This is a genomic window from Oligoflexus sp. (genome assembly GCF_035712445.1).
In the GTDB taxonomy this organism is placed as follows: domain Bacteria; phylum Bdellovibrionota_B; class Oligoflexia; order Oligoflexales; family Oligoflexaceae; genus Oligoflexus.
This window is the reverse complement of sequence record NZ_DASTAT010000099.1, coordinates 46,373-71,122: the sequence shown is the minus strand read 5'-3', so window position 1 is coordinate 71,122 and position 24,750 is coordinate 46,373. Positions and strand designations below refer to the sequence as shown.

Annotated in this window: 19 protein-coding genes; 8 read left to right on the top strand and 11 right to left on the bottom strand. The window is 54.5% G+C overall.

Translation table 11 applies throughout. The features are described from left to right. Positions 1-94: 94 nt before the first annotated feature. Positions 95-1,534, top strand: a complete 1,440-nt coding sequence (locus VFO10_RS22000; RefSeq protein ID WP_325144136.1) for a hypothetical protein — start codon at positions 95-97, stop codon at positions 1,532-1,534. 11 nt (positions 1,535-1,545) lie between these two features. Here VFO10_RS22000 and VFO10_RS21995 read toward each other — a convergent pair whose 3' ends face one another. Then, entirely contained in the window at positions 1,546-1,839 is a 294-nt protein-coding gene (locus tag VFO10_RS21995) for a SelT/SelW/SelH family protein (RefSeq protein ID WP_325144135.1), read from the bottom strand. 176 nt (positions 1,840-2,015) lie between these two features. Here VFO10_RS21995 and VFO10_RS21990 point away from each other — a divergent pair, with 176 nt between their 5' ends. Then, positions 2,016-2,432, top strand: coding sequence for a DUF2784 domain-containing protein (locus tag VFO10_RS21990; RefSeq protein ID WP_325144134.1), 417 nt, complete (start codon positions 2,016-2,018; stop codon positions 2,430-2,432). Here VFO10_RS21990 and VFO10_RS21985 read toward each other — a convergent pair. Both VFO10_RS21985 and VFO10_RS21980 read right to left on the bottom strand, forming a co-directional pair. Beyond that, positions 2,394-3,614: a cytochrome P450 gene (locus VFO10_RS21985; RefSeq protein ID WP_325144133.1), complete on the bottom strand. Its 1,221-nt coding sequence runs from the start codon at positions 3,612-3,614 to the stop codon at positions 2,394-2,396. The two genes, VFO10_RS21990 and VFO10_RS21985, sit on opposite strands and share 39 nt — an antisense overlap. Before the next feature lie 33 nt (positions 3,615-3,647). Further along, positions 3,648-4,193: a VOC family protein gene (locus VFO10_RS21980; RefSeq protein WP_325144132.1), complete on the bottom strand. Its 546-nt coding sequence runs from the start codon at positions 4,191-4,193 to the stop codon at positions 3,648-3,650. Between the two features lie 430 nt (positions 4,194-4,623). Here VFO10_RS21980 and VFO10_RS21975 point away from each other — a divergent pair, with 430 nt between their 5' ends. After that, the gene (locus VFO10_RS21975; protein ID WP_325144131.1) at positions 4,624-7,359 is read left to right on the top strand and encodes a TonB-dependent receptor plug domain-containing protein; all 2,736 of its coding nucleotides are present in this window, start codon (positions 4,624-4,626) and stop codon (positions 7,357-7,359) included. Positions 7,360-7,425: 66 nt separating this feature from the next. Here VFO10_RS21975 and VFO10_RS21970 read toward each other — a convergent pair whose 3' ends face one another. Further along, positions 7,426-9,579, bottom strand: a complete 2,154-nt coding sequence (locus tag VFO10_RS21970; RefSeq protein WP_325144130.1) for an alpha/beta fold hydrolase — start codon at positions 9,577-9,579, stop codon at positions 7,426-7,428. A gap of 210 nt (positions 9,580-9,789) precedes the next feature. Here VFO10_RS21970 and VFO10_RS21965 point away from each other — a divergent pair, with 210 nt between their 5' ends. The 3 genes from VFO10_RS21965 to VFO10_RS21955 all read left to right on the top strand — a co-directional run bounded on the left by VFO10_RS21965 (position 9,790) and on the right by VFO10_RS21955 (position 13,176). After that, positions 9,790-10,740 carry a PA14 domain-containing protein gene (locus VFO10_RS21965; RefSeq protein ID WP_325144129.1) on the top strand — a complete coding sequence of 317 codons (951 nt, stop codon included), beginning with the start codon at positions 9,790-9,792 and terminating at the stop codon, positions 10,738-10,740. Between the two features lie 82 nt (positions 10,741-10,822). Then, complete coding sequence (locus VFO10_RS21960) at positions 10,823-12,022, top strand: NADH:flavin oxidoreductase/NADH oxidase family protein (protein ID WP_325144128.1); 1,200 nt, start codon at positions 10,823-10,825, stop codon at positions 12,020-12,022. Positions 12,023-12,156: 134 nt separating this feature from the next. Further along, positions 12,157-13,176 carry an alpha/beta hydrolase gene (locus VFO10_RS21955; protein WP_325144127.1) on the top strand — a complete coding sequence of 340 codons (1,020 nt, stop codon included), beginning with the start codon at positions 12,157-12,159 and terminating at the stop codon, positions 13,174-13,176. Positions 13,177-13,201: 25 nt separating this feature from the next. Here VFO10_RS21955 and VFO10_RS21950 read toward each other — a convergent pair whose 3' ends face one another. After that, complete coding sequence (locus VFO10_RS21950) at positions 13,202-14,002, bottom strand: hypothetical protein (RefSeq protein ID WP_325144126.1); 801 nt, start codon at positions 14,000-14,002, stop codon at positions 13,202-13,204. Between the two features lie 219 nt (positions 14,003-14,221). On the opposite strand from VFO10_RS21950, the gene VFO10_RS21945 reads away from it, so the two are divergent. Further along, entirely contained in the window at positions 14,222-14,665 is a 444-nt protein-coding gene (locus VFO10_RS21945; protein ID WP_325144125.1) for a MaoC family dehydratase, read from the top strand. A 12-nt stretch (positions 14,666-14,677) separates the two neighbouring features. After that, positions 14,678-16,741, top strand: a complete 2,064-nt coding sequence (locus VFO10_RS21940) for a 3-hydroxyacyl-CoA dehydrogenase NAD-binding domain-containing protein (protein ID WP_325144124.1) — start codon at positions 14,678-14,680, stop codon at positions 16,739-16,741. A 203-nt stretch (positions 16,742-16,944) separates the two neighbouring features. On the opposite strand, the gene VFO10_RS21935 is transcribed toward VFO10_RS21940, so the two are convergent. The 6 genes from VFO10_RS21935 to VFO10_RS21910 form a co-directional block, all read right to left on the bottom strand. Further along, on the bottom strand, positions 16,945-18,084 hold the full coding sequence (locus VFO10_RS21935) for a hypothetical protein (RefSeq protein ID WP_325144123.1): 1,140 nt from the start codon (positions 18,082-18,084) through the stop codon (positions 16,945-16,947). Positions 18,085-18,526: 442 nt separating this feature from the next. Then, on the bottom strand, positions 18,527-19,264 hold the full coding sequence (locus VFO10_RS21930; protein ID WP_325144122.1) for a transporter substrate-binding domain-containing protein: 738 nt from the start codon (positions 19,262-19,264) through the stop codon (positions 18,527-18,529). Between the two features lie 45 nt (positions 19,265-19,309). Further along, complete coding sequence (locus VFO10_RS21925; RefSeq protein WP_325144121.1) at positions 19,310-21,466, bottom strand: ATP-binding protein; 2,157 nt, start codon at positions 21,464-21,466, stop codon at positions 19,310-19,312. A 53-nt stretch (positions 21,467-21,519) separates the two neighbouring features. Beyond that, positions 21,520-22,275: a DUF5020 family protein gene (locus VFO10_RS21920; protein WP_325144120.1), complete on the bottom strand. Its 756-nt coding sequence runs from the start codon at positions 22,273-22,275 to the stop codon at positions 21,520-21,522. Between the two features lie 3 nt (positions 22,276-22,278). Then, complete coding sequence (locus tag VFO10_RS21915; RefSeq protein WP_325144119.1) at positions 22,279-23,031, bottom strand: transporter substrate-binding domain-containing protein; 753 nt, start codon at positions 23,029-23,031, stop codon at positions 22,279-22,281. Positions 23,032-23,300: 269 nt separating this feature from the next. Next, positions 23,301-24,665: a hypothetical protein gene (locus tag VFO10_RS21910; protein WP_325144118.1), complete on the bottom strand. Its 1,365-nt coding sequence runs from the start codon at positions 24,663-24,665 to the stop codon at positions 23,301-23,303. Positions 24,666-24,750 lie beyond the last annotated feature (85 nt).

Here is a 24,750-nt window from a genome sequence, read left to right as displayed (position 1 = left end):
TTTATTTTTTTTTCATATCGCGACTGCAACATTTTCCAGGAATGGCCGTCTCCTCATCACATTGTTTTGCGTCATGAATGAGGAGCCAAATTTCATGAAGGTCACCCAAGCTATTTTGAGTTTACTCGGCGCTGCCAGTCTCCAGATGTCCTGTGCCGATCAGGCGTCGGAACTGAAGGCAGGACGGGATATTCGCTCGTTTCAGAAATTGGAGGACGGATCCTATGCCGTTGTCTGTAAAGACGGACTGACGGAGACGGTCAGTGAAGCCGCCCTGCTGTCCAATAAGGTCTGTCAGTTTGATAAGTATCCCTATGTCCTGAAAAGTGTTCAGACCACCTTTCTTTTCAGTGAAGACGGCGAGCAGGATAATTGCTTACTGAACAAAGACGAGGTTCTTCGTTTTGGAACGCAGGACCAGCCTTTGAGCGTGAATGAGGAGCACTTCCTGGTGCCTCTGCCTTTGGATGCCCTTTCTGAATGCACACTCACAAAAGCTCTGGTGCTGAAGTCGCATGTTCAGCTTGGACGGCATGTCGGTTCCCAAATCGTCTGGGATCAGGATGCGCCCGAGGCTGGAGTTTCCGCTTTATTCGCCGATCCCGAAACAGTCACCAGCGCCAATGCCGGTGCGCTGAAGCTCGGACCTGTGACCGATATCATTCCGCTGTCATCAGGCTGGATTCTGGCTGGCGATAGCCGCAGCAATAAGCTCGTCAAGATCAATGCCATCACCGGGAAAGTTTCAGAAGAATACCAGCTCACCGTCGCGCCGGGCCGCATGGTGCTGGATGAGGCGACGGGGATCGTGACGATCGCAACCCGTTCCGCCAATAGACTCGTGCGAATCAATCTGCTCACGAAGAGCATGGAAACGCTGGCTTTGCCCATGCCGGCTGTGGATCTGGCCGTGGCTGGTCAGGGGCAGCTGTTTGTCACAGGAAACAAAGATAGCTTTCAAGGACAGATTCTGCTCCTGGGCCGGGACGGCAAGGTTTTGAAAGACTGGAAAACCGATCGCACTCCCTCGGCCCTCGCGTATGATAAGGTCAGTAAAAATCTTTTCGTCTTTGCCGGTCAATTGCAGCGCTATACGTTCGATGACACGACAGCGGAACTCACCGCCCAGGAAAAAGTCGATGCCGGAAACGTAGCCCTCCTGGTCCTCTCGCCTGATGGCCGACAGTTGGCAGCACCTGCAGGCGGCGGCAATGGCAACGGCTATTCCGTATTTGATTTCAATCCCCAGAATTTGAAGGAAAAGAATGGCGAGTGGAATGTCGGGGCCTATCCGAGCGGAGCCGCATTCTTCACGAAAAAAGATCTCTTTGCGGCCCATAACAGGGAAACCATCAAAATCTTCAGCAAGACCACGCACGCTCTGATCAAGGATATTCCTATCCGCATTCAGGACTGCAGCTATGGTGATGCCAAAGGCATGGCCGTTTCCCGCCAGGAAAATCTGGTCTTCGTCGTATCGCAGTGCGGCTTCGATCGTGATAGCGGCACCGTGTTCTGGGCGAAGCTCGATTAAGTTTTAAAGTGTCAGGTGGTCGGCTCCGGTTTTTGGCGGTCGATGTGCCCCAGATCACGCTCCGGATCGATCACTTCCCTGACGCGCTGCTTTAAGACTTTAGGCTCGGGAAAGCCGTTGTCCGCCTTGCGGCACCAGATTTCCCGGTCATTCACTCGAACCTTAAAAACCCCACCCGTCGTTGGTTTCATACGGACTTCTGCGAAGTCCTCTTCAAAGGTTTGCAAAAGCTCCTGCGCCAGCCAAAAGGCTCGCAGGGTCCAGCGGCACATGCGGCAGTATTCTATTTCCAGTTGATGACTCATGGTCTGCCTCACAGGGATGCGAAACGAATTTTCGAGGCCGATGGTGCTTCATCCCAAGGCCGGGATCAATATGCAATTTGGCGCATACCCACAAAAATGCAGCCGCTCGGGACATGACTTCCCACCCGCGCGTGATTTTGCTTTAATGAACCCATTAAAGAAAAGGGAGACGAGCCGTGCAGCAATCTGAAAGTGGGGCCCTTTCCATTCGCAGATGGAAATTCTTTGCGCAGATTATTCTCGCGCTGCATGTCGCATGTTCCCTTTTTGTTTTGCTGATGCCTTTGCTCGTGCCTCTGGGTGTCTGGCTTGCCTGGCCTTGGGTGCTGAATCCCTGGCTGCGGTATGCTCATCTTGGACTCGTGCTCTTCATTGCGGGTGAAGTGATCATGGGCAAACCCTGTCCTTTGATGGTTTGGGAAAATCACTGCCGGATCAGGGCTGGAATGCCCCTTTATACGACGGGCTTTTTCGATTACTGGGTGGAAGCGATTTTCAAAATACCCTTCAAGGATTGGATGTTCGAAAGCATCTTCCTTGCGGTTGGAATCGCCTCAGTCGCGCAATTTTTTCTGCAGGGTCCGCTTTCCTGAACGTCCGATCTGAAAGCTTCGCCAGAGAGCCCCCAGGAACTTTCGCAGCTGATAAAGGGATTCGCCCAGCCCTTCTTTGCCATCGTTATTGCGGCCGCTGAAACGATGACCATGCTCAGGTTGAATGCGCTCCAAAGGAACATTTCGGACGAGCGACCCGAGCAGGGCGACCATGAGGTGAGTGGCCAGCATCTTGCCGGGGCACATTCTTTTTCCGGCGCCAAACGCCAGACTTTGGAAGGGGTGGGGACGGTCTTCGTTCAACCAGTCTTCCGGTCGAAAAGAGGGGTCCTGTTTGAATTGATCCAACGGCACGAATATCTGGGTGCCTGCCTTCACATTCCGTCCCTGAAGCACGACATCGCGGGTCAGCTCGCGCTCCAGAATGGGGAAGGGGTGCTGAAGACGAATGGCTTCCATGATGACAGCGTTCAGGTACCTCGTATCATTCTCAGCCGCTTTCTTTTGGACGAGCTGATAATAAGCAGGATGCTGACGCAGAAACGCAAACGTCGCCACCATGATGTCGCTGACATTGATCTGTGGCGAAATCAGAAAGGGCTGGCCGAAGACGGAGAGCCACAGCATGGGATCCGAGGATTGCTGAAGTCCGCTCTGATATTTTGAATTCATAACAATTTCAAGAAGACGCTGCGCGGCCTTGCTTTTGATATCGCTATTGCCGGCGCCTTTCACGGCGATTTCCTTGCGCCATTCGATGGAGCTTTGGAAGAAGAGCGTTTCATCGGCCGGCGTGATCGTCTCTTCGAAGAGTATTTCGTAAAGAGTGCGCAGCACGAGTCTGGAAATGCATTCCGAATCCAGAGCAGGACCCGAATACTGGGTGATGGCGAGGCCCTGGACAGACTTATCCAGAAGGCCAGCGATCGCGTCTTTCCACTTCAATTGACGCAAAACCCTGGCGCAACTTTCAGCCAGTTCTTTCCAGCGGGCCCCGTCTTCGGACTCGACGGAATAGAGTGGTCGCCAGGCGGGAATCGCAAAGATGGTTTCGATGAAGCTGCCTTTGGTTTCGGAGCTGGCGAGGGCCCGAGCGCATTCCGCTGGATCGGAATCGAGAAGGAGCACGTTTTTGCCCTGAAGCCAGGCGCAGAGACGAATGAACAGAGTGCGCGCCTCAAAGGGACCTTCGTTATAGCGAATCAATGTCGTAGCTTTCATGGTCGGGGCCTCCTGCCTGGCGATCGTATACCATCAACCCCCTCGGGATCCACTCCTGGCGATTTCGACCATGATCGCTTTGCTGCGTTTTTTCAATTCCGCGCTGGAGACATTTTCGATGTGGGTTGCGATTTCCCATTGATTCCCCTGGGGATCTTTCACGACTCCGTAGCGGTCACCCCAGAAGGTGTTTTCGAGCGGCATAACGATCTCAGCGCCAGCGGCCACGGCTGCCTCCATGGTCCTATCCGCATTTTTCACGTAAAGTATGACGCTCGATCGCGTGGTGAAAGTCTGCATGGCTTCCCCGATATGAAGCAGGGAATCACCGATCTTCAGTACGGCGTGCATGATAAGGCCGTTCGGACCCTCGATCGAGCTTCGGACTTTGGCGCCGAAAGCGGCTTTGCAAAAATCAATGGTCGCCCCGGCTCCGTTGAGAATGAGGGAGGTCGTGATCGTGCGGTAGCCCTCGGGGATGGGGCTGACTTTTGCACGGATTTTGCTGGTCTTGCGCGCCGGCTTCTTTTTTGTGGTCTTTTTGGCTTTTGCCTTGGTCTTTTTCTTTTTGGCTGACATAGGATGCTCCTGAACGATTGATGAGTCATCCAGGATATCACGGCCAATAGGTGATAGGCAGCCTGGGCAATCTTGCCAGGTAACGCTTCGTGAAACTTCCTCGAATCACGTCATCGGCATGATCGCGGCCCATCGTCACATGGGGAAATGGTGAACTGCCCATGATGCCGCAGCCTTCTTCCGCACGATTTCACCTGACGTGAAAGATTCGGTCGGACACTGTCAGGACAAGGTGAATTTTTTCATATTTCATGATTCCGAGGACGCCTTGTGGGGTAGGGGTTGTGACGGTCACCGTGGTTTCGCTTAACGGTGAGCAACAGTTGAGAACGACAAGTGGAACCCCGATTCGGGATCAGCTTTACTTTCGATAAACCAGGCGGTAAACGGCAGAAGGACGTGAGTATCCAACAGAACGAGGTTCTTTTTCATGAGACGAGACTTGCCCACTGACCGCCCGAAAAATCTCCTGCCCCTGGCCATCTTTGCTACGGCAATGTCGGCTGGAACCCTTAAGGCTCAGGATGCTCCCGGGCATGAACCGGAGCCTAAAAAGATCGAAAAATCAGAAAAGGTGATGGTGACCGGCTCCCGTTTGAAAAGAATCGACGTGGAGAATGCGGTTCCGACCAAGATCCTGCGCCAGGAAGATTTTCAAAAAGCCGGCGTGACTTCGGTCAGTGAGCTTTTGCAGAATCAATCCGAAAATACCTTTGGCAGCTTTGGTGGTGGCGGCGGATTCGTGTCTGTAGGCCAGTCCACGCTTGATCTTCATGGCCTCGGAGCCGGCCGTACCCTGGTTCTCATCAACGGGCGCCGTCTGCCGGCTGAAGCCAGTCTGGGCGGAGTGAACATCAATAATATTCCGCTGGCCATGGTCGAGCGGGTTGAGATTTTGAAGATGAGCGCCTCGGCTGTTTATGGTGCGGATGCTGTGGCGGGTGTGATCAACGTGATCCTGAAGAAGTCCGTTTCGGCTTCCGAAGTGAGCACGCAGGCCAACATCTCGCAGGATCCCGGGGGCAGCTCCGTCAAGGCCAGTGCAGTTACGGGCTTTCAGGTTCTGGATACGGACGTGACGCTGGCCGTCGGAGGCGGAAAGTCCACCCGCGTTCTTGCGCGCGATCGCAAGCAGCTTTGGAAAGAATACGCGGGCTTTGATCAGGCTACGACGGGAGCGCCTGCGGGCACCTATGCCTGGGGCCTTTTGAATCCGGATCGAGCGCCGTCCAATGCGGGACCCTATAACTATCGTCCGAGCCCCAACTGTCCCGCGCAGAATCAGATCGCCTATCCCAACGATCCGAACAACATCTTCTGTCGTGGCGATCTCCGTAAGGCGAGCACGACGGAACTCATGCCGGAAAAAACCGAACGCTTTGCCACTGTGAATCTGGAGCGAAGTTTCGGTGATCTGCAGTCATCAACGACTCTGCTGGCGACAACAGTGGAGACGGCAAGCTATGAAACCAGCCGCACACCGACGGGCAATCAGAGGGGCGGCGGTTATAACATTCGCTTTGGTGATGCGCCCGAGGATCTGAAGCAGCAGGCCCGCGATCTTGGTTTGAATTATAGCGATGATCAAATCATCAAGATTACCGGCCCCAAACTCTTTCCCGAGGTCAAGGACAATACGCAGACGTCGGACACCTCGCTGGGCGCTCTGACCAGTTTGAAAGGGACCATGAGCGATGACTGGGACTGGACCCTGGAGGCGTCGCATTTCACGACCAAACGCGCCCGGACTTACCATAAGGCGCCTGATAACCTTGCCTTCATTCAGAATCTCTTTCCGGTCAGCACGCGTGAGCCGGCAGCGATCAATATCTTCCAGGATGATCTGACGCCTATCCAAGGTTTTTTTGCTGACCTTCACAGCGAAGAATCGAATAGCATCAGCAGCGGAACCTTCTTTGTGAATGGTCCCTTGTTTGAGTTGGGTGGCGGCCAGGCGAGTCTTGCGGCCGGGCTTTCCACAGCCCATGAAAAGTATGTCCTGCGCGCGGATCCGAAGGATGGCAGCTTTCTGAAGGATTATCCGGAAACTGCCGGGATAGCCAAGGCCCGCTACCTTGGAAGTTTTGCCAGCAGTGGTCAGGGCGAACGGGATGTGAATTCCCTCTTTGCTGAATTTGATTTTCCGTTCCTGAAGTCCTTCGATTTGGCTTTGACCGGACGTTATGACCATTATTCGGATTTCGGCAGTACGTTCAACTATGGCTCCAGCGTTGTCATCGCTCCTGTCAAAGGACTGAAATTCCGCGGTAACGTCGGCAGTGGTTTCAAAGCCCCGACGCTGGCCGAGGTGCATAATCGCAATAACGGAGGTTATGTCCAGGTCGTCGATCGCAAGTACTGTGACAACAGTGTCCCGGCCGACAATCCCTGCGGCGCGAACCTTTCCTCTTATTACGTTTATGCCAACAGCCCCGGCAATGATGATCTGCAGGAGGAAACCTCGTTTTCCTATAACCTCGGTTTCGTGGCGGAACCTGCGGACTTTGTCGATATCTCGGTGGATTACTGGTCGGCAAAAATCAAGGACGTTATCGGCCAGGAGGAATTGGATCGTCTGGTGGAAAAAGAGCTGAACGGGGAATCCTTGGGCTCGGCTGTCATCAACCGCTCGCCGGATGGAAAGATCGAATCCATCGACAACTCCTATGCGAACCTCGGTCGGCTTCGTTCCCAGGGCATTGATGTCGCCTCGAACCTTCATTTCCGGGCTGGTGATCTGAAGTACGGATTGGCCAGCACCTATTCCCGGATTCTTTCGCGGAAAACCAAGGCCACGCAAACCGATCCGGAACGTGAGGAGGTTGGTTCCTATCGGTTCCCGCGTTATCGACTCGGCAATTCGCTGTTTCTGGAAGGGAAGGTGCATTCGGTGAGTTTCGATACGACGACCACGGGCCGTCAGGAAAGTTCGAAGTTCGATGTGGATCCAGGCTACGGATATATTTCGCCGGCGACGCGCTATGATGTGAGTTATGGCTTTAAGTATTCCGATTCCGGGTCTCTGAACCTTGGTGTCTACAATATTGAGAACAGGATCATGACCGTTCACACAATTGATAGAACCACGGGTGGTGTCGGCATTGATCGGGAAAGGGCCGACGTACGCGGCCGGCAGTTTCAGATCGGTGTGCGGCAGACATTTTGAAGAGATCAGCTTAAGACTCATAAAACCCAGACCTAGGCCTGGGTTTTTTTCTGTCAGCGGAAGAAATCAGTTGGCGCCCGGGAAACCGGCACAGACGGGATCATTATGAGCGCGGCTCGTGCCGGCTTCGAAGAATTCACCTTCAGTGATGAAGTCCACGACTTTCGGCAGGAGGATGTCGATCCAGTACTTGTTCTGATTCGGTGCATCAAAACGGGAAAGTAGCGAATGGTTGGCGCAAGGCAGAGCCTGCTGATCCCAGGGCTTATTCATGTTCGCAGCACAGGTCGTGTTCGATGAGGGGATAGAGCAGACGCGCGCCAGCGCATCATTATCCAGCCGATTCGTGCTGGTGAAAGCCTTATAGGGCATGGTTTCGCTGCGCAGACGGCCGACGCCGTTGAAGACGAGCTGCTTATTGATGACAGGATCATCCTGCACCACAACGAACTGGGTTTTGATGCGGGTCGGCTGCATCAGATTCCAGACATCAAAACCAAACTGATTGGCGCCCAGAACATGCGTGATCTTGAACTGACAGATCCCGCCGCGGATATCATCGCGACCGAATTGGGCCACCCAGCTCGGATTGCGTTCATTCTCACAGCCTTCGCCCCAGCCCTGATTGGTGTTCAGGATGGGATCCAGCCAGCGGCCGACTGTTTGATTGGCGTTATTGATATTGGAAAGGGTGCCCATCAGGTTGTGAACAGGAGCCTGATCCAATTCATAGAGCGGGCTCATGATCAGCTGCCGATCCCAAAGATTAGGGTCCTGAATGGTGGCGAAGGTGGCCATCGCCGCGCCCAGGGAAAGACCGCTGACGATATGCTCGCCGCCTGTGGCACGAATCACACGATTCATCTGACGAACGAAATCAAAATATTTCAGATAGCTCTTGCTGTCATTGGCGCGTCCGGTCGGAAGATCCGAAAGATTGTCTGTGTACTTGCCTTGGGCATCCTTGGTGAATTGCCGGCCATGGCCAGGGCTCAAAGGCATGAAGACTGCGTAGCCTTTGGCCGAGAGTTCCGCGGCCAGCTCGGTAAACTGCTGCGGACAGGCGGTGAATCCATGGAACAGGAGAGCGCTGCCTTGATACGCGCCCTGAGCTTCGACCAGCAACGGGCGGCAGCTCGTCTGCAGTTGATCCAAAGGCAGGGAGGCAAGGTAGGAATCCCACAGCGTGCGAGCCTGGTCACTCACACCTGCGGAACGCAGCTGAACAGCGTCGGGCAGTTGACCCGCAGGGGCCTCGCTCAGGCTCACGACGGCGGGATAGAGTTTGCTGGCAATTTCACGCTGACCCTTGGCATTCAGATGAATACAGTCGGACGCCATGATCGCATCCCAGGCATCGGGGCTCCGTTCGGCAATGGTTTCGACCAAGGAAACAGTCGCACCGGCAGCAGCCAGTTCCGAAACTTTGGCAGCCAGAACTTTATTATAAGCATCGCGGCGCGCCTGAGCCCGGGCAAGGGCTTCAGCGTTGTCGGCCCCGGGAACAAGACCCGTTTTCGCCGCCACGCCACCGGCCGTGAAGATATCGCGGCAGGTCAATTTCAAAGCGCCGGCAAAGCTGGTCGAAACGCGATTGGCGCGAGCGATGGAAGCAGGGATATCAGCGACCTTGGTGAAGATCACGCGCGATCCAGGGCTGACTTCGGCGAGTTTTTTGACAAAGATATCCAGCTGATCCTGAAAGTCGGCTTCACTGGTGAAGATGGAAAGATCAATGCGGCCGAGATCGACGATCACAAGATCCATAGTATCAAAACCGCGAGTTTTCATGGCACGATCAAGGACCGCAAGCTGCAGATCAGCCATACGGAAACTGCCGCCGAGCTTCGCAGCATTGATGAAATCAACTGTGATATTTTTTTCCATTTGCAGGCGGCTCAGGACGGACCAGCTTTCCTTGCCCTGCACAGCGGCGAGTTCATCACGAGCAAGAAATTCATTGGCGCTCATCAGCTTGAAATTCAGCACGCCCTCTTTTTCGGGCATGTATCCAGCGACGCTGCCGTTGGCAATCATGCGGGCAAAATCCACGATGTCATTGACCGTGGCCTTTTCGCCCAGATTATCATCGGCAAGCACGCCGCGGGTGATGCTGTCCCCCAGAAGGGCAACGCGCAATATTGTATCTGCCGCCTGCGCGGCCGTTGGATAAAGGCTCCCAAGCAGGAGCATCTTAATAAGATTATTGACTAATTTCATGGTTACCTCGTGAAACACTATTCAAACGGACTAGATCATTTGAGCTGGATGGTCTGTTTAGCAGCTTTTACGAAAAGCGCAATAAACCCTTCTTGCGAGGCAGGGGAGGCGGCGGTTGGGCAAAAACTGCCGGTCTTGGATCCCTCAAGGATTTGGCCAAAAGTCCGATATTTCCAGGGTGATATCGACCAAGGGAAGAAGGATCTTGCGATGAAGACCAGTCGTTTGTTTTTACTTGCGATGCTTTTACTCGTCCCGGCAGCCTGTAAAAAAGCTGCGTTTGAAAACATTAAAGGCAATGGGAATAAAGGCACGGAAAATTCTTCAGATGATCTGAAAGGTCAGATCCCAGTGCGTCCCATTTTGGAAGTAACGGTGCCTTCGCCTGAAATCAAAGCCGGCGAAAGCATGCAGGCCAAGGCCAATATCAAGGATGGTCCTGCTAATCCTGAAGTCACCTGGGACATCAAAGGTCCCGCCGATCGCAAGGATATTGGCAGCATTGATCAGAATGGGGTCTATCACGCGCCCGCGCAAACCGATGCGGAATTCCCGGTGGTGATCACGGCCGTTTTGAAATCGGATCCGACTGTTTCGGGATCGGTGACGATCAAGGTTCTGCCCAGCACCCAGGTGTTTGCCCGCTGCACGCGCGGCAACGTGGCCTTTCCGATTCTCGCTCATGTCTACGAGATCAATACAACGGCGACCGCGCTGCCGGATTTCGCCAACGCAAGCCAGGCCCGCAAAATTCTGACCGTCTGCATGGATAAATACGCAGTGGCCCCGCGCAATTTCACCGAGGGCTTTCCCGATGTGCCGAACCTTGTCGAATGGTTTGCTCTGCAGACCACGACGACTCTTGTCGTCCCGGTGACAGGGGATTACATATTCCAGCTGAACTCCGATGATGGATCCCGACTGGCCCTGGATGGGAAGGTTCTGATCGATAATGATGGTCTGCATCAGGCCTTTGGACCCGGCCCGGACGATTCGCAGACGGTTGGCATCAAAGAAGCCACGGTGCGATTGACAGCTGGCGATCATCCGCTGTCGCTCGATTACTTTCAGGGTCCGAAGGTCCGCATTGCTTTGGAACTGAAATGGAAAAAGCCCGGCGCGACCAGCTTCGAATACGTCCCGCGCGAAGCGTTTAAATAAGCCTGGCTTGACTCGGGCCGCGGCAATGACTAAGAAGACTCGTCCATCCATAAGGAAGAGTCTTTGAATCGCGGAGGTCCTGATGAGTCCCGGTGTCAAACAACAGCTAACACTGCCAAATGGAACCAGTCTCACCAATCGGCTTGTCAAGGCCGCGACCGAGGAGCTCCTCGCCAATCGTGAGGGTGAGGTCACACAGGATCTTCTGAACCTTTACGGAGTCTGGTCGCGATCCGGGGCCGGCATGATCATCACAGGCAATATGTTTATCAGTCGCGAGGCCATGAGCCGTTTCGGAAGTGTGGTTCTTCGTGATGAGGCGGCGTTCAAAACGCGCCTCGCGACGCTGGCGAGTACCATCAAACAGCATGGATCCAAGGCCATCGTTCAGCTGAATCATGCCGGTCGCCAGGCTCTGCGCAATGCCAAAACCGAAGTCGTGGCACCGTCTGCGATTCCGCTCAAAGGATTCGGGCCGCTCTTCGTTACGCCACGCGCTTTGGAAGAGGCCGAAATCGAAACGATCATCGCGCAATTTGTGAAGGCGGCCCGGCTGTGCTGGGACGCTGGTTTTGATGGGGTCGAGGTTCATGCCGCGCATGGTTATCTTTTGAGTCAGTTTCTATCCCCGCTCACCAATCAGAGGCGTGATCGCTGGGGTGGTTCCCTGGAAGGCCGGGCCCGGGCTTTTTTAACAATACTGGAAGGCATTCGTCGTGATTTGCCACGCGAGCTGATTCTGGGCGTCAAAATCAATTCGGCTGATTTTCAGCGCGGGGGTTTTGAAGAAGGCGATGCTCTGGAACTGATTCGACTTCTGCAGGCCAAGGGACTCGATTTCATCGAAATCTCGGGCGGCAGCTATGAATCCCTGGCCATGGCCGGGCGTGCCTTGGGAGTTTCGACCAAAAAGCGGGAGGCCTATTTCCTCGATTTCGCGCATAAGGCGAGGCCTTTATCCAAAGTGCCATTGATGGTGACGGGCGGCTTTCGCACCGCGTCCGGGATGAACAAGGCTCTGGCGGATGATGCCGTGGATCTGATCGGTCTCGCCCGCCCCATGCTGCTGGAGCCTGATTTTCCACAGCGGGTGCTGAACGATGACACCGCTGTCGCGTGCGCGCCTCGTGATCGTTTGGGGATCAAAAAGCTGGACGATATGCTGCAAACGTTTTGGTATAAAAGGCAAATGACGGCCATTGCACGCCATGGACGGTCCCTGGGTCCGCGGGCCAGCCGCTGGGGGGCCATTCTTTTGGAGCTGCCGAAGGCTATTTTTTAAGGTCTTTCGGGTATCCACGCGTCTCTGGGTCAGACGCGAGAGGCTTTGTGGGTGTAAATCTTAAGAAAGCTGGCAAATCGCCGATAGATTCCAGGAGCTCTCTTGGGAAAGATCATAAAATTCGCGAGGACCCCATGCGACTGCCACGCATGTTTTCTGTGACGCTACTCGGTATTCTCGGTCATTGGTTGTTTGCAGGAGCCCTCTTTGCCATCAGCGAAGAGAATTATCAGCAGACCTATGAGGAGAAGGTTTGGCCCTTTTTCCTCAGCCAAGGCACGGACGGGACTATCGTCACCGAGGATCAGGTGAAGCTTGCCTATAAAACGGTGATCCATCCGGATCCGATCGCAACCCTTGTCGTGCTGCAGGGCTGGACGGAACATTATACGTCCTACGCGGAATTCGCTTATGACATGTATCAGGAGCGGGTCTCGACCTACATTTTGGACTGGCGCGGGCAGGGGAAATCGCAGCGTTTTCTGGACGATTCGCATAAGAGCTACATTGATACCTACGATTCCTATCAGCGTGACCTGCACGCCTTCATGCAGCAAATCGTCCTGCCTCAGGCGAAAACTCCGCCCATCGCCCTCGCATTTTCGATGGGCGCCAACGTTCTTTCGCTTTATGAATCGCAGTATCCCAAAACCTTCTCCCGCATCATCCTCGTCTCGCCCATGCTCGACATCAAATCCGATCCCTTTCCGCAAAGATTCGCCTGGGGCGTCGCGAAGCTGATGCAGATGCTCGGCCTTGGTGATGGTTTTGTATGGGGACATGGTCACTATACAGGCACAGGGCCGAATATCGTGACGAGCAGCGACGCCCGCTTTCTGAAGATTCGCGAACTGCGGAAATCGCAGATGGATACGGTGATTGGCGGCGCGACCTGGGCGTGGCTCAAGGCCAGTCTGGAGGCGACATGGACCATGCGCGATCAGGCTGATCGCCTGCAGGTTCCGCTGCTGATGCTACAGGCAGGGAAGGATAATGTCGTGCGCACAGAAGGGCAGGACAAGGTCTGCGCCGACGCTCCACTTTGTTTGAAGGTGGTGTTCCCACTCGCCATGCATGCGATCCTGGCCGAAAACGACCGCATTCGCACCAAGGCCCTGCGCGAAATCATGGATTTCATTCGCTACGGATACTAGGGGCACAGGACGTGCCCCGGTCAGATTACAAAGTTACCCAGGGACTGCAGGTCTTCTGCGTCTGTCCATAGACGACTTTGGTTTCACAGCAGCGCTGCTCATAGATGGTTCTGCCATAGACCACGCGGCTGCGCTTTTCAATGACACCCTTCGGACAATAGGCCACAGGCTTCGCTTTCCACTGGCCGCTCAGGCTTGCGAGTTCGCGATAATATTCCAGGGTCGGCTTGTCTTCACAGACCTGAACAGGCGTCGACACATCCTTACAGACTTCAACATTCTGGATGTAGCATTCCGTGCGTCCATAAACAGTTTTGCAGACTTCCTTCGGCTGAATGCTGCAGACTTTTTTGGTCTGATATTCCGTTTTGCAAACCTGCTTCGGTACAAAACGGCTTTTCACGGGACCGAGCAGGGCATCGGCGGGGGCGGCGCTCAGAGGCAGAAGTTCATCGGAGAAATCCGCCACGCGGTGCTCGCCGAATGAGGAATTCACGAAAAGGTCCTGCGTTTGCTGTTCGAACTTTAAGCGTTGGAAATCATCGAGACCCAGGCTTGCATCACTGCTGAAGCGCGGCACCGTTCCGGTGCTTACGATCTGGAGCGACGGGAAAGAAGCCTGCACCGCGCAGACTATGTACGCCTGGGATCCTGCATCGAAATTGATGATGGCCGGCGTGGCCGTGGCAAGATCATTGGGGTCCAGCTCCTGACAGGTCACGTCCGGTCCCAAAGTCAGCCGCAGCTCCTGTCCCGCGGCCGCCATGCTCGTGAACGCAAGACAACCCATCCAGATGTAGCTTTTCCAGTTAAGAAGAATGTTCATAGCAATTTCCTTTCAGAATTTAGGTCTCATCTCGTTCTTAGGTTTAGCGGGAAACTTTGTTCGGAGCCACAAAGATGACAAAAGATCTTCAAGGTGAAAGGTGGTCATGGGTAAAAATTGGGCTTACTGGCGTAAAAAAATCCTCCCATTGAGCTTTGCCCCAAGCTTCGTCACAGTGAAGCCTTCTTTCAACCTTTTGCCAGGAAAGTTTAGAGGCGCATGGAAACTCAAAAGCAGGACACCGTCCTTGTCAGCGACTGGCTGACACTTACGCAGGAGCGCATAGAAACCTTCGCCGCCGCGACCGAGGACCATCAGTGGATCCATACTGACCCTGAACGCGCCCGGGCCGAATCGCCCTTTGGTGGAACGGTCGCGCATGGCTTTCTCGTTCTCTCGCTCCTCAGTCGCCTTATGGCGACCGCCATGGACTTAAGCACGCTCCGACTCGGGGTGAACTATGGATTGAATCGGGTGCGTTTCGTGGCGCCGGTTGCATCGGGCTCCCGTATTCGGGCCCACTTCAGACTCCTCAGCAGCGAGGCCCTGCCAGCCCTGGGCGAGTTGAGTGGAGAGCAGATGACCTGGGAAGTTGTGATCGAACGGGAAAACGAGGATAAACCAGCCTGTGTCGCGGAATGGTTGACACGTCGCTATACATGAAAAGGAGAGCCTATGAAAAAGCCCTATGATCGACATGGAAACGTTGCCGTCATCGCTTTAAACAGTCCGCCCGTCAATGGTCTGAGCCACGAACTGAGAACGCAGATTGATGACGGACTGAAAGCCGCTGCCACTGATGGTGCGATTGATGCCATCGTGCTGATCGGCGCCGGCCGGGTCTTTTCCGGAGGCGCCGATATCCGCGAATTCAAGACAGGGAAAGGCCTTTTGGAACCGACTCTGCCGCGTCTGATCCACACGCTGGAATCCAGTCAAAAGCCGGTGATTGCCGCCATCGGTGGTGTTTGCATGGGCGGTGGCTTGGAGCTTGCTTTGGGCTGTCACTTCCGTATCGCTCTTGCGGACGCGATGATCGCGCTGCCGGAAGTCAAACTCGGTCTTTTGCCCGGCGCGGGCGGCACGCAAAGACTTCCGCGTCTGGTTCCAGGTCCGATGGCGCTGCAGCTGATCGTTTCAGGCGAGGCTCTACCGGCCCGCGCGTTTCAGGAAACCAAACTATTGGATGCGATCGTGGACGGGGAGCTTTTTGAAGCTGCCTTGGCCTTTGCGCATCGGGTCATTCAAGAAAAACAAAAGCTGCCAAGAGTTCGTGACCTGCAGCTGACGGCGTCGGATGATTTTTTAAAACTCTGTCAGAAAACCGAAGAGACTCTTTCCCCGCATTATCCGGCTCCTAAAAAATGTGTCGCCGCTGTGCGCGCGGCCTTTACCTTGCCTTTTGATGAGGGGCTCAAGCTGGAGGGTGAATTTTTTCAGGAGCTGGTGACAGGGGACGTTTCCCAGGCTTTGCGTCATGCTTTTTTCGCCGAACGCGCGGCGAGCCGGATCTCCGATATTCCCGACAGCATCAAGCCGCGTTCCGTGCAGCGGGTCGGAGTCATCGGAGCCGGCACGATGGGCAGCGCCATAGCCATGAATTTTTTAAATGCAGGGCTGCCCGTGATCCTGATCGAGCGTGAGCAGGCGGCTTTGGATCGGGGCGTGGCGACCATCCGCAGAAATTATGAAAGCTCTGTAAAAAAAGGCAAATTGAAGCAGGAGGACTATGAAAGGAGGCTGGCGCTCCTGACTGCGGCATTGACCTATGACGCGCTGAAAGACGCGGACCTGATCATCGAGGCGGTCTTTGAAAACATGGATATCAAAAAGGAGGTTTTCAAGGCTTTGGATCAAATCGCGAAGCCGGGCGCGATCCTGGCCAGCAATACCTCGACTCTCGATATTGATGCGATCGCGGCCGTGACGCAGCGTCCGGGGGATGTGCTGGGGCTGCATTTTTTTAGTCCCGCGCACATCATGAAGCTCCTTGAGGTCGTGCGCGGAGCACAGACGTCACCCGAGGTCCTCGCGACGGCCATGGCTCTGGCCAAAATCATTAAGAAGACCGCCGTGGTTTCCGGTGTCTGCGATGGTTTCATAGGCAATCGCATGATCGCGGCTTACAGTCAGCAGGCGATGAACCTTATGGAAGAAGGCGCAAGTCCTTACGCTATCGATAATGCTCTGGAAGCTTTTGGTATGGCCATGGGACCTTTCCGCATGAGCGATCTTGCCGGCAACGATATCGGTTGGGCCATTCGCAAGCATAAACTCCAGGTGGAGCCGGATCCGCATTATCCCCGGATCGCCGATCGACTTTGTGAAATGGGACGCTTCGGGCAGAAGACAGGGTCGGGCTGGTATCGGTATGCGACCGATCGCCGTGAAGGCGAGGCCGATCCGATCGTCGAGGAGCTGATTGCGTCCTGGCGTCGGGAAAAAGGCATTCAGCCGCGAACGGTGACGGATCAGGAGATCGTCGAACGATGCATCCTGGCTCTGGTGAATGAAGGGGCACGTATCCTGGAGGAGAAGATCGCCCAGCGGGCCTCGGATATTGACCTTGTCTACCTGAGTGGTTACGGCTTTCCTGCCTTCCGCGGGGGGCCCATGTATTACGCTGAGCGGCTGGGACTGAAGCACGTCGTGGAAAGCATGAAGGGCCTTTATCAAAAGACCGGCGATGGATTCTGGAAGCCCGCGCATCTCCTGCTTGATTCCACGACTCTATCATGAAGATCGTGACAGCTCATGAGACGACCGTTTGAATGAAGCGAACAGCTCCACTCGTCATTGCGGTCGATCCTCTGCGTTTTTGGACAGGTCGGTATCCAGGAACTATCGCGAAAGAGCCCGGGCGGTAGCCAAGGACCCGGGCAAGGAAACGGATCGTGCCGAATACCCAGCCTCTCGCAGTCCCTGACTTGCCTTGTGAATCCTTATTCCGAAACTTCGGTCATGTCTTCTGGTTCTTCGGCTTCCCGCGCTTCGTCTGCAGCGCTGGGCTGGCCGGTGGCGACAATTTTACCAACTTTCACAGCCTTGGATGCGACAGCCGGGTCGGAATGGAAGGTAATCCTGACAGGCGTCACAAGACCATTCAGATTCCAGGTGGTGCGACCGCAGTAGCGCGAGGATCTCCAGCCGCGGGCATCTTCCACGACCACGTAATCGTATTCACAGGCCGCGTGCTGTTCCAGATCAACCGACAAGGGGAAGCTCACATTGCGACCCGCACTGGACGGGATGGTCATGAGAACCCGGTTTTCATTGTTGCCGAAGGGGCCGAACGTCGTCAGCTTATCCTTGACAGGAGTGGGGGCCGGAGCGGGTTTGGGAAGCGGGCTCGGCCGTGACGGAATGCTGGTTCCCGCAAGGCTTGGATAGAGGTAACGAAGGCCTGCGACATCACCGGGCGAGAGTGTGCTGAGGCTGGAGTTGTGACAGTAGTTCATGATGGAGTTGGCATCGAAGTTACCAACATAGACATTCCAGTCGTTTTCGCGAACCTTGTCATCATAATCCCCGCAGCCAGGAGCATCAGTCCTTTCGTGTTCATGCAAAAGACCGAGCGCATGACCGAACTCGTGAACGGCAGTGGCCCGCGTCTGCGTGGTGGCAAAATTTCTGGCCCAGCTGCCTGACGATGGATAACGACCGTCCTGGCTGACATCAATCCGCATCGTTCCGCCCTGACAGCCGGTGCCACAGGAATAGCGGGAGGCACCCACCATCGAAAGACCGCCGCCAGCGCCTATTTTGCTTCCATACCAGTTATGAACCCGACTGAAGGTGACGCGAATGACCCGCGCGCTCTTGTCCGCTGCCGTACATGATCCCCAGCCGACCAAACCGATGCCGGCCTTGCTGGAGTAATCATTGGTCACATGATTTTTGATATCGTTGAAAAGTTCGTCCGACACATCACCCCGATTCATGATGCATACGGGAACCGATCTCGGATCTGGCCATTTGTTTTGGGTGGACACTACGGATTCTGGATTCGATGTTTCAGAATTTTGCTGACCGCAGGCCATGGCACCCAAGAGGATCAGACCAGAAGAGAAAATTCGATTCATTACAACTCCTGTGTTGAGAAATGCGGCTCTGAAAGCCGCCAGGCAAAAGGACTCCAGCGTCCATCCTGGGGATGAAGCGGTATGGGCTCCCGACTTGAAAATCGGCCGGCAGCGGAGTCTATAACCTTGATTTGACTATTCGCCTCGTCATGCGACAGGACTCGGGACGATGACTCGTGAAAAAAAACTGAACTATTGAAATGAAGTATTCGATGCGATCCGTCAACCGGAAAATTCCCTCAGATGCGTGAGTCTGTGTTTGGTGACAGATTTCATGCGATATCTTCGGACCCTGAAAACGACGAGAAAAGGCTTATCTCAAATCATCGTTCAAGACAACCCTTCTTAAAAAAAAGCAAGGCATGAGAGAAATTTTTGAAAAGCAGACGGGTTTTTCACCAGAGGTCTGCACTCTTTAAGCCAGACCTTTTTCTGCGGGTTTTTATATGCCAACCCGGCGTTCAGCAATGACTTTGTTGATGAAGGTCCGGTGCTCTTTCAGATACTGATTGAACTGATTCATAAGCTTCTCATGTCGCAGCGTTGACAGATGATAAGCGCTGCGTGTGAAGGGAAGGCTTTCTTGAAAAACCAAGGTGCCCAATTCCGGGTGCTCTTTCTTGATCTGTTCCAGGTTGTAATCGGCAACCTTGATATTGAGGTAGGCGCCATCGACAGAGCCCTTCAGCGTGGCGATGATCAGTTCGCGGAAGGAGTCGAAATATTTGGCTTCGATCTTTCCGGCTTCGATCTCGGCTTTGTAATCAAAGATCGTGAACCCGCGGAAGCTTCCGACCTTTTTCAGATCGGCAAGGCCCTTCACGGCCTTGGGATCGCGAACCAGCACGCCATCAATGAATTCGAAGACAGGATCGGAATAGATCACCTTGTGCTTCCGCTTCAGATCCGTTTGCCAAAACTTGTGGTCGGGAAATTTGAAATCGAGAGTGCCGTCCAGGAACTTTTCATAGAGGCGATTGACCGGCAGGGGCACGTATTCAAAGGTGTGGCCGTGCTTTTTGGCGAAGTCATCGAGTATATCCTTGGAAGCGCTGGCATCGGAGGGTTTGCCGATGTAATTATAGGCCGGATAGTAGTCGAGGTACTCGACGCCCACCTTGAATGATGCGGATTGCGCGAAGTCCGGTAACAGGAGCAGGAAAAGCAGGAGAATACGCATAGTGGATTCCTCGGCGAGAGCGTTATATGAAACGACCAGGACCGCTCAACCGGCCTTGGACAACTGGCGCTTCTGGGCCTTCGGGAACTCCAGCGTCAGCGTCGTTCCCTGTTTGAACCTGCTCTGCAAATGAATCCGTCCTTCATGATGCTCGACGAGCTTCTTGATGGCGGCCATGCCGATGCCGCGACCGGAGCTGATCGTCAGCTGTTCGGCCGTGCTGAACTCAGGCATGAAGATGATCTCGTCGGCGCGAAACGCCTTCGTGTCAATTCCCAATTCCTTGGCTTTGCTCAGCACCGCATCCTCGTCGATGCCATAGCCCTGATCGCTGATCTCCACGGCAAAGCCGAACTCCGTCGGCCTGGATCGCAGCGAGAGGATGATAGGACGCTTTTCCCCGTGTTTTTTCTCTGGCAGCAAAAAGCCGTGATCAAGGCTATTGGTGACGGCATGCACGAGGCAAGGGGCGATCACCTGCTCGACGAGCTGCTCATCCCAGTTTCCATAGTGATCGAGGATCTCAAAGCGTTCCAGGGTAAGGCCCTCCTGGGCCAGGCGCTCCCTGAGGTTTTGATGCAGCCGGCTGGCGGCTTGCACGAAGGTGCTCTGCGCACGCTTTTGATTGTTGAAGGTCTGTTCAAAGATGGAGATGTAGCTTTGAAAGATCTGCAAAGTCGTCTGCAGCTGCTCCATGATGCTGGCTTTCACCTTCTGCTTCACGGCCGTTTCCGAGTCATGGACCGAGGCGGCCAGATCATTGAAGTCGAGGGATCGGGCCTCCCCTTTGATCGTGTGCAGATGAAGGAGGGTATCAGGCTTGTCCCAGTTCTGCTGAATGTCCTTAATGATGCGCGGGCCTTGATTCAGGAAATTGCCGATGCTGCCCATGCCGTGATTCTGCGCAGAGGCCACCAGGGCAATGAGCTGTTGATTGCGGATCGAGAGCTGGCGCTTATGCTCTTCCTCCTGCTTTTCCTTGGTCAAGTCCGTGATGCTGACGAGCAGAGCTGCGATGCTGTCATCTTCCTTGTTCACGATGGGATACCAGGCGAAGCGGAAGAAGCGGCTGGATCCGCTGCTATCTTGAATACTGCCCTCGCGCGGCAAATGAGGGAGGTTGCCGATCAAAGCGATTTCATCGTCGCCTATGATGGAGTTGATCGCAGCCAGCATCTGATCACGACGGTCTTCGGTCATTTGGATCCTATCCAAAAGACAGGCCCTCAGGCCCTTCTGCAGCAAGTCCTCGCCGCTGACTCCCAGGATTTCCAGCGATTTTATGGAGTATTCGCTATCGACCTTAAAGCTCCCATCAAAGCTCAGGATGCCCTGGTCGATCGTATCGAAGACCACTTTGATCTTGTCACGGCTTTCCTGGAGTTCCCGCGTCCGGTCCTTGACCTTGTTCTCCAGATCCATCTGATAGCTCTGGATTTCATCCGACATGGATTGGAAGGTGTTGCCGAGCACAGCGATTTCATCGCTGCCTTTAAGCGCCGTGCGGGCCGTGAAATCCCTTTGCCGGATCCGGTTGGCCGCGGACTTCAGCCATTCCACGCGGGTCAGGACCGAAATCCTGAGGAAGAAGAAGATCACAAAAAGAAGGATCGTGGCCATGATCGTCGCGGATATAATTTTGGTGATCGCCGCCGTGCGGACTTTGGCCGCCACCTGACGGACGGAAAAATCGAAAAGCACATGGCCGACGAAGGTTTGATTATCGCCATCGTTATACCAGAGCGTAGCCTTGTAGCGCTGGATGCCCGGACTCAGGATCCCAAGATCCTGAACGAGGCTGGAGGTCAGGGAATTATAGGGAAGTGAGGGCTTGCGAAAGGTGTCCAGAACCTCTTCCGACCAGGCGGCATAGGCGGCATCACTGGCTTTCACGGGGCCATTATCCCGGGGATCCTGGGTATAGTAGGCGGTAATCTTGCCCCGATCGTCGATCAAGAGGATCGAGGCGATATTGCCGAACTCGAAGGACGAGGTGACCTGCGCATTGATACGGGGCGTATCAATGTTGAACATGGCGCCTGCCAGGTTGCTGACGAGATTGGTGAGAATGATCTTGTGAGCTGTGGAATTCTGCTCGGAAAAGTCCTTTTCCAGTTTACTCAGCTCGATGGCGGTGGTGATGGAAAACGTACCCACGATGGACACAATGAGGAGAACCAGGACCTTGTAGGTCAATTTCATAATCACCCTTCCTAAAAGCTGAATCAAGGACCTCCGAGCCGATCGGATCGCGATTAAAGATTCAGGCGAATGGCCAGCTGAGGAACGCTATCCTGCAGATCTTCCATACCATATTTATTCGACCAGTACTGATACTCAAGCCCTACGGCAAAGCTGTCCGTGACCAAGGCGTAAAGAGCGGGCTGGGCCAAGAGGTTGGCGACCGAGATGCCTGTGGCCTCCTTGCCTTCCTGGGTGGCGTAATCAAGGAACCCGGAAAATTCGAGATTCAGGCCGGCCTGGAACTTCGAGGACCAGACCACGGTCAGCTGGCTCGAAGTGCCTTCGATGGCCCGATCATCACGCAGATAGAAGTGGGTTTGCACAAAGTCAAAGGCCGGCACTTTCCAATCCACCGCCAAACCATAAAGGTAAACGGGGTTGGCATTCTTCCCGGCATTGTACTGGAGCGTAACCAGGACATCATCGACGACCGAACCGTAGTCCATGTCCAGGTTCTTTTTGGAACTGATGCGCGGATTGAATTCAAAATAGGGGTCGTCGCGCAGCGTCGACGAATTGGTGGCATCCAGGAAGAAGAAGGTATCGCCCCACTTCGTGCCGTTCACATGCTCGAAGGTTACGATGTCGGCCTCATTCTTCTCGGCCTCGTCAACAATCACTTTGCCGTCTTCAAAGCGGGTCGTTTTAGGGCTTTCGTAGCCATCGCCCCGCAGATAGACGAGCCGCGTGGCCCCCCAATCGAAAGCCATGGATTCCGCGCCACACACCAGGGTCACTGCACCGATCAGACAACTTAGCTTTTGCATGAATTACAATCCCCATTTTTGCTTGAGAACGGCCACTTCGGACTTCTTCTTTTTCATAAATTCATTGAACTTGTTAACGATATCCGGGTGTTTTGTGGTGGAAAGCTGATAGCTTGAGGTGTCGTGTGGAAGTTCTTTGTCGAAAACCGCCAGATCAACCTTCTTCTGATCGTTGACCAGGGAGTATTTGGCAACCGCCAGGTTGATGAAGACGCCATCGATGCGATTTTCAGCCTCCAGCTGGGCGAAGAGCGCCGAGAGGGAAGTATTGGGGACCAGCGTGATCGTACCGGCAGGATTTTTCTCGGACTTGATATACTGCGCATATTGAAAGGGCGTGAAGCCAGCTATCATGCCGAGTTTGGTCAGGCCTTTGAGTCCTTTGCCAAGGTTTTTGGGTCTTACCATCACGCCATCGGTGAACTCGACGATATCGTCCGTATAGTGGAGCGTCCGGCCTTTCCGAAGGTCTGAGGCCCATTCCGGGCGATCCGGGAATTTGAAATCCAGAGTGCTCTTCTTGTCGAAATAGTTGGCGTAAATGCGGTGGATGGGATTTGGGACGTATTCGAATTCAATGCCGGCATCGGCCGCGAAGAGGTCGAACAGCTCGCGGGCAAAACCCAGGTACTCGTTCCCGTCGACCCGGAAGTAGGGCATGTAGTTCTGATTCTCGACCGCGATCGTGTAGCGCGGCTTTTTCTGGGCAAAGAGTGCTTCGGAACAAAGCAAAAGCGATAGAAGGAGTACGCGCATGCTGGCCTCGGATGAAAATTAGGTATTTTGGTTATGCATATCATCTTCGAAGGCCGAATGGAAAAGCAAGTGTCTTTTCGCGTTGCTGGGTTGTGAGGGGGGTGAGGGCAGGAAGGCCTGGCGATCAGGGGTAAGTACATATTTATACAGGGGCTTGGTTCTATGGCATTTGCGCGTCGCATGCCTGGCGAGAACGAAGGCATCGTGGCTTCTGAATGAGTTCATCATCAGTCAGCTGCCGCCGATGCCAGCCCGGTAAGCGCAGCGTCTTACTTCAAAGGAATCAGCACGAGAGCGGCATCATCATTGCCGCCCTCGGCTCCTGCACCTTTCAGCCCGACGACCACAGCCTTATCGCCGGTTGGGGATACGGCCGCGCCCCAAAGGAAATCCGCAGATCCGCCGAAATCAAAAAGTTTGGTGCCTTTTTCGGCAAAGCCTTCATCCACGGAACCATCGACGCCCAGAACAGCGACCATGCCGTCGACAGCCTGCTCCGCCGTGCGGCCACCACCGACCAGCAGCATGCGGCCATCCGGAAGCGCTGTCATGTTACGGCCGTTATCATTGAAGCCTGCTGCATCCACGCGCACATAGCCGTTGCCGCCGAAGGCCGTATCACGGGTTCCATCGGCTTTGATGCGCAGTGAAAGGAAATCAAGATTTTCCTGCTCATTATTGCGACCATAACCGACCGTGACAATGGCGTCACCCTGCAGAGCCGCCGAGTAAACTTCCGTGACGGCACTCAGAACGGCTTCGCTGTAGATGCCGTTGACGCCGTAGCTGGTATCAAGCTGACCATTGGCATCGGTGCGGTAGATGACAGGAACCACGACGCTGCCATCCCGCATGTAACCCGTTCCCAGGATTTGACCATTCGGCAAAATCAAAGCAGGCTTCGGCGTCGCACTGAGATTTCGGATATCAAGAGAGGTTTGACCCGCGGTGCCGAAGCTCGTATCGAGCACACCGTCGGCGCTCAGGCGCAGCAGTACAAAATCCGTATCGGTGGCCCCATCACGTTTCTTCGAGGCATGAACCACAAGGCGACCGCTGCTATCGGCAGTCAAACCACCCAGACTGTCGGCCACGAAACTCGTTCCACTGACTTCACCTTCGCTCAGATCGAGGGTCACAACTCCATTCGTTCCAAAGCTGCTGTCCAAGGATCCATCTGCGTTCAGACGCAGAAGGGCGATATCGCGGTCACGGGCATCCTGGGCCCCAGCGTGTTCCACCGTTCCGGCAATAACGATCTTGCCCGTATCCTGCAAAAGAATACTGCGAGCCACTTCACCGCCCGCACCGACGATCGCATTGTGAATGGCGTAACCATTGGTTCCAAAGCCGGTATCGAGTTCACCATCGGCTTTGAATTTGGCGACGAGCATTTTTGAATCCGCGGTGGTTTCCGTCGAATCCGCCACGGAGCCCGTCGCATAGAAGTTGCCTTGGCTGTCAAACGCGACGCCGAAGAGCCGATCATGGCCGCTTGCGGAAACCGCCAAAACCTTCTGGGTTGGCTCGGCAGGAGTGGCCGCTGTCGTGTCATTCGAGTCGCTATCACCACCGCAGCCTGTGAGAAGGCCCATGGCCACTGCACAGCTAAAAGCACCAAAATTCTTGATCATTTTCCAGTTCTCCTCAGTTGTCCGGGGTAATGATAGCGAAGTTGAGAATCATTTTCAAAGTTAAAATGCAGGAGGGGTGCGCTTC

Excerpts from the sequence above, each read along its gene's own strand:
- VFO10_RS22000 (WP_325144136.1), top strand. The coding sequence starts at position 95 with ATGAAGGTCACCCAAGCTATTTTGAGTTTACTCGGCGCTGCCAGTCTC.
- VFO10_RS21995 (WP_325144135.1), bottom strand. The coding sequence starts at position 1,839 with ATGAGTCATCAACTGGAAATAGAATACTGCCGCATGTGCCGCTGGACC.
- VFO10_RS21985 (WP_325144133.1), bottom strand. The coding sequence starts at position 3,614 with ATGAAAGCTACGACATTGATTCGCTATAACGAAGGTCCCTTTGAGGCG.
- VFO10_RS21980 (WP_325144132.1), bottom strand. The coding sequence starts at position 4,193 with ATGTCAGCCAAAAAGAAAAAGACCAAGGCAAAAGCCAAAAAGACCACA.
- VFO10_RS21975 (WP_325144131.1), top strand. The coding sequence starts at position 4,624 with ATGAGACGAGACTTGCCCACTGACCGCCCGAAAAATCTCCTGCCCCTG.
- VFO10_RS21970 (WP_325144130.1), bottom strand. The coding sequence starts at position 9,579 with ATGAAATTAGTCAATAATCTTATTAAGATGCTCCTGCTTGGGAGCCTT.
- VFO10_RS21965 (WP_325144129.1), top strand. The coding sequence starts at position 9,790 with ATGAAGACCAGTCGTTTGTTTTTACTTGCGATGCTTTTACTCGTCCCG.
- VFO10_RS21960 (WP_325144128.1), top strand. The coding sequence starts at position 10,823 with ATGAGTCCCGGTGTCAAACAACAGCTAACACTGCCAAATGGAACCAGT.
- VFO10_RS21955 (WP_325144127.1), top strand. The coding sequence starts at position 12,157 with ATGCGACTGCCACGCATGTTTTCTGTGACGCTACTCGGTATTCTCGGT.
- VFO10_RS21950 (WP_325144126.1), bottom strand. The coding sequence starts at position 14,002 with ATGAACATTCTTCTTAACTGGAAAAGCTACATCTGGATGGGTTGTCTT.
- VFO10_RS21945 (WP_325144125.1), top strand. The coding sequence starts at position 14,222 with ATGGAAACTCAAAAGCAGGACACCGTCCTTGTCAGCGACTGGCTGACA.
- VFO10_RS21940 (WP_325144124.1), top strand. The coding sequence starts at position 14,678 with ATGAAAAAGCCCTATGATCGACATGGAAACGTTGCCGTCATCGCTTTA.
- VFO10_RS21935 (WP_325144123.1), bottom strand. The coding sequence starts at position 18,084 with ATGAATCGAATTTTCTCTTCTGGTCTGATCCTCTTGGGTGCCATGGCC.
- VFO10_RS21930 (WP_325144122.1), bottom strand. The coding sequence starts at position 19,264 with ATGCGTATTCTCCTGCTTTTCCTGCTCCTGTTACCGGACTTCGCGCAA.
- VFO10_RS21925 (WP_325144121.1), bottom strand. The coding sequence starts at position 21,466 with ATGAAATTGACCTACAAGGTCCTGGTTCTCCTCATTGTGTCCATCGTG.
- VFO10_RS21920 (WP_325144120.1), bottom strand. The coding sequence starts at position 22,275 with ATGCAAAAGCTAAGTTGTCTGATCGGTGCAGTGACCCTGGTGTGTGGC.
- VFO10_RS21915 (WP_325144119.1), bottom strand. The coding sequence starts at position 23,031 with ATGCGCGTACTCCTTCTATCGCTTTTGCTTTGTTCCGAAGCACTCTTT.
- VFO10_RS21910 (WP_325144118.1), bottom strand. The coding sequence starts at position 24,665 with ATGATCAAGAATTTTGGTGCTTTTAGCTGTGCAGTGGCCATGGGCCTT.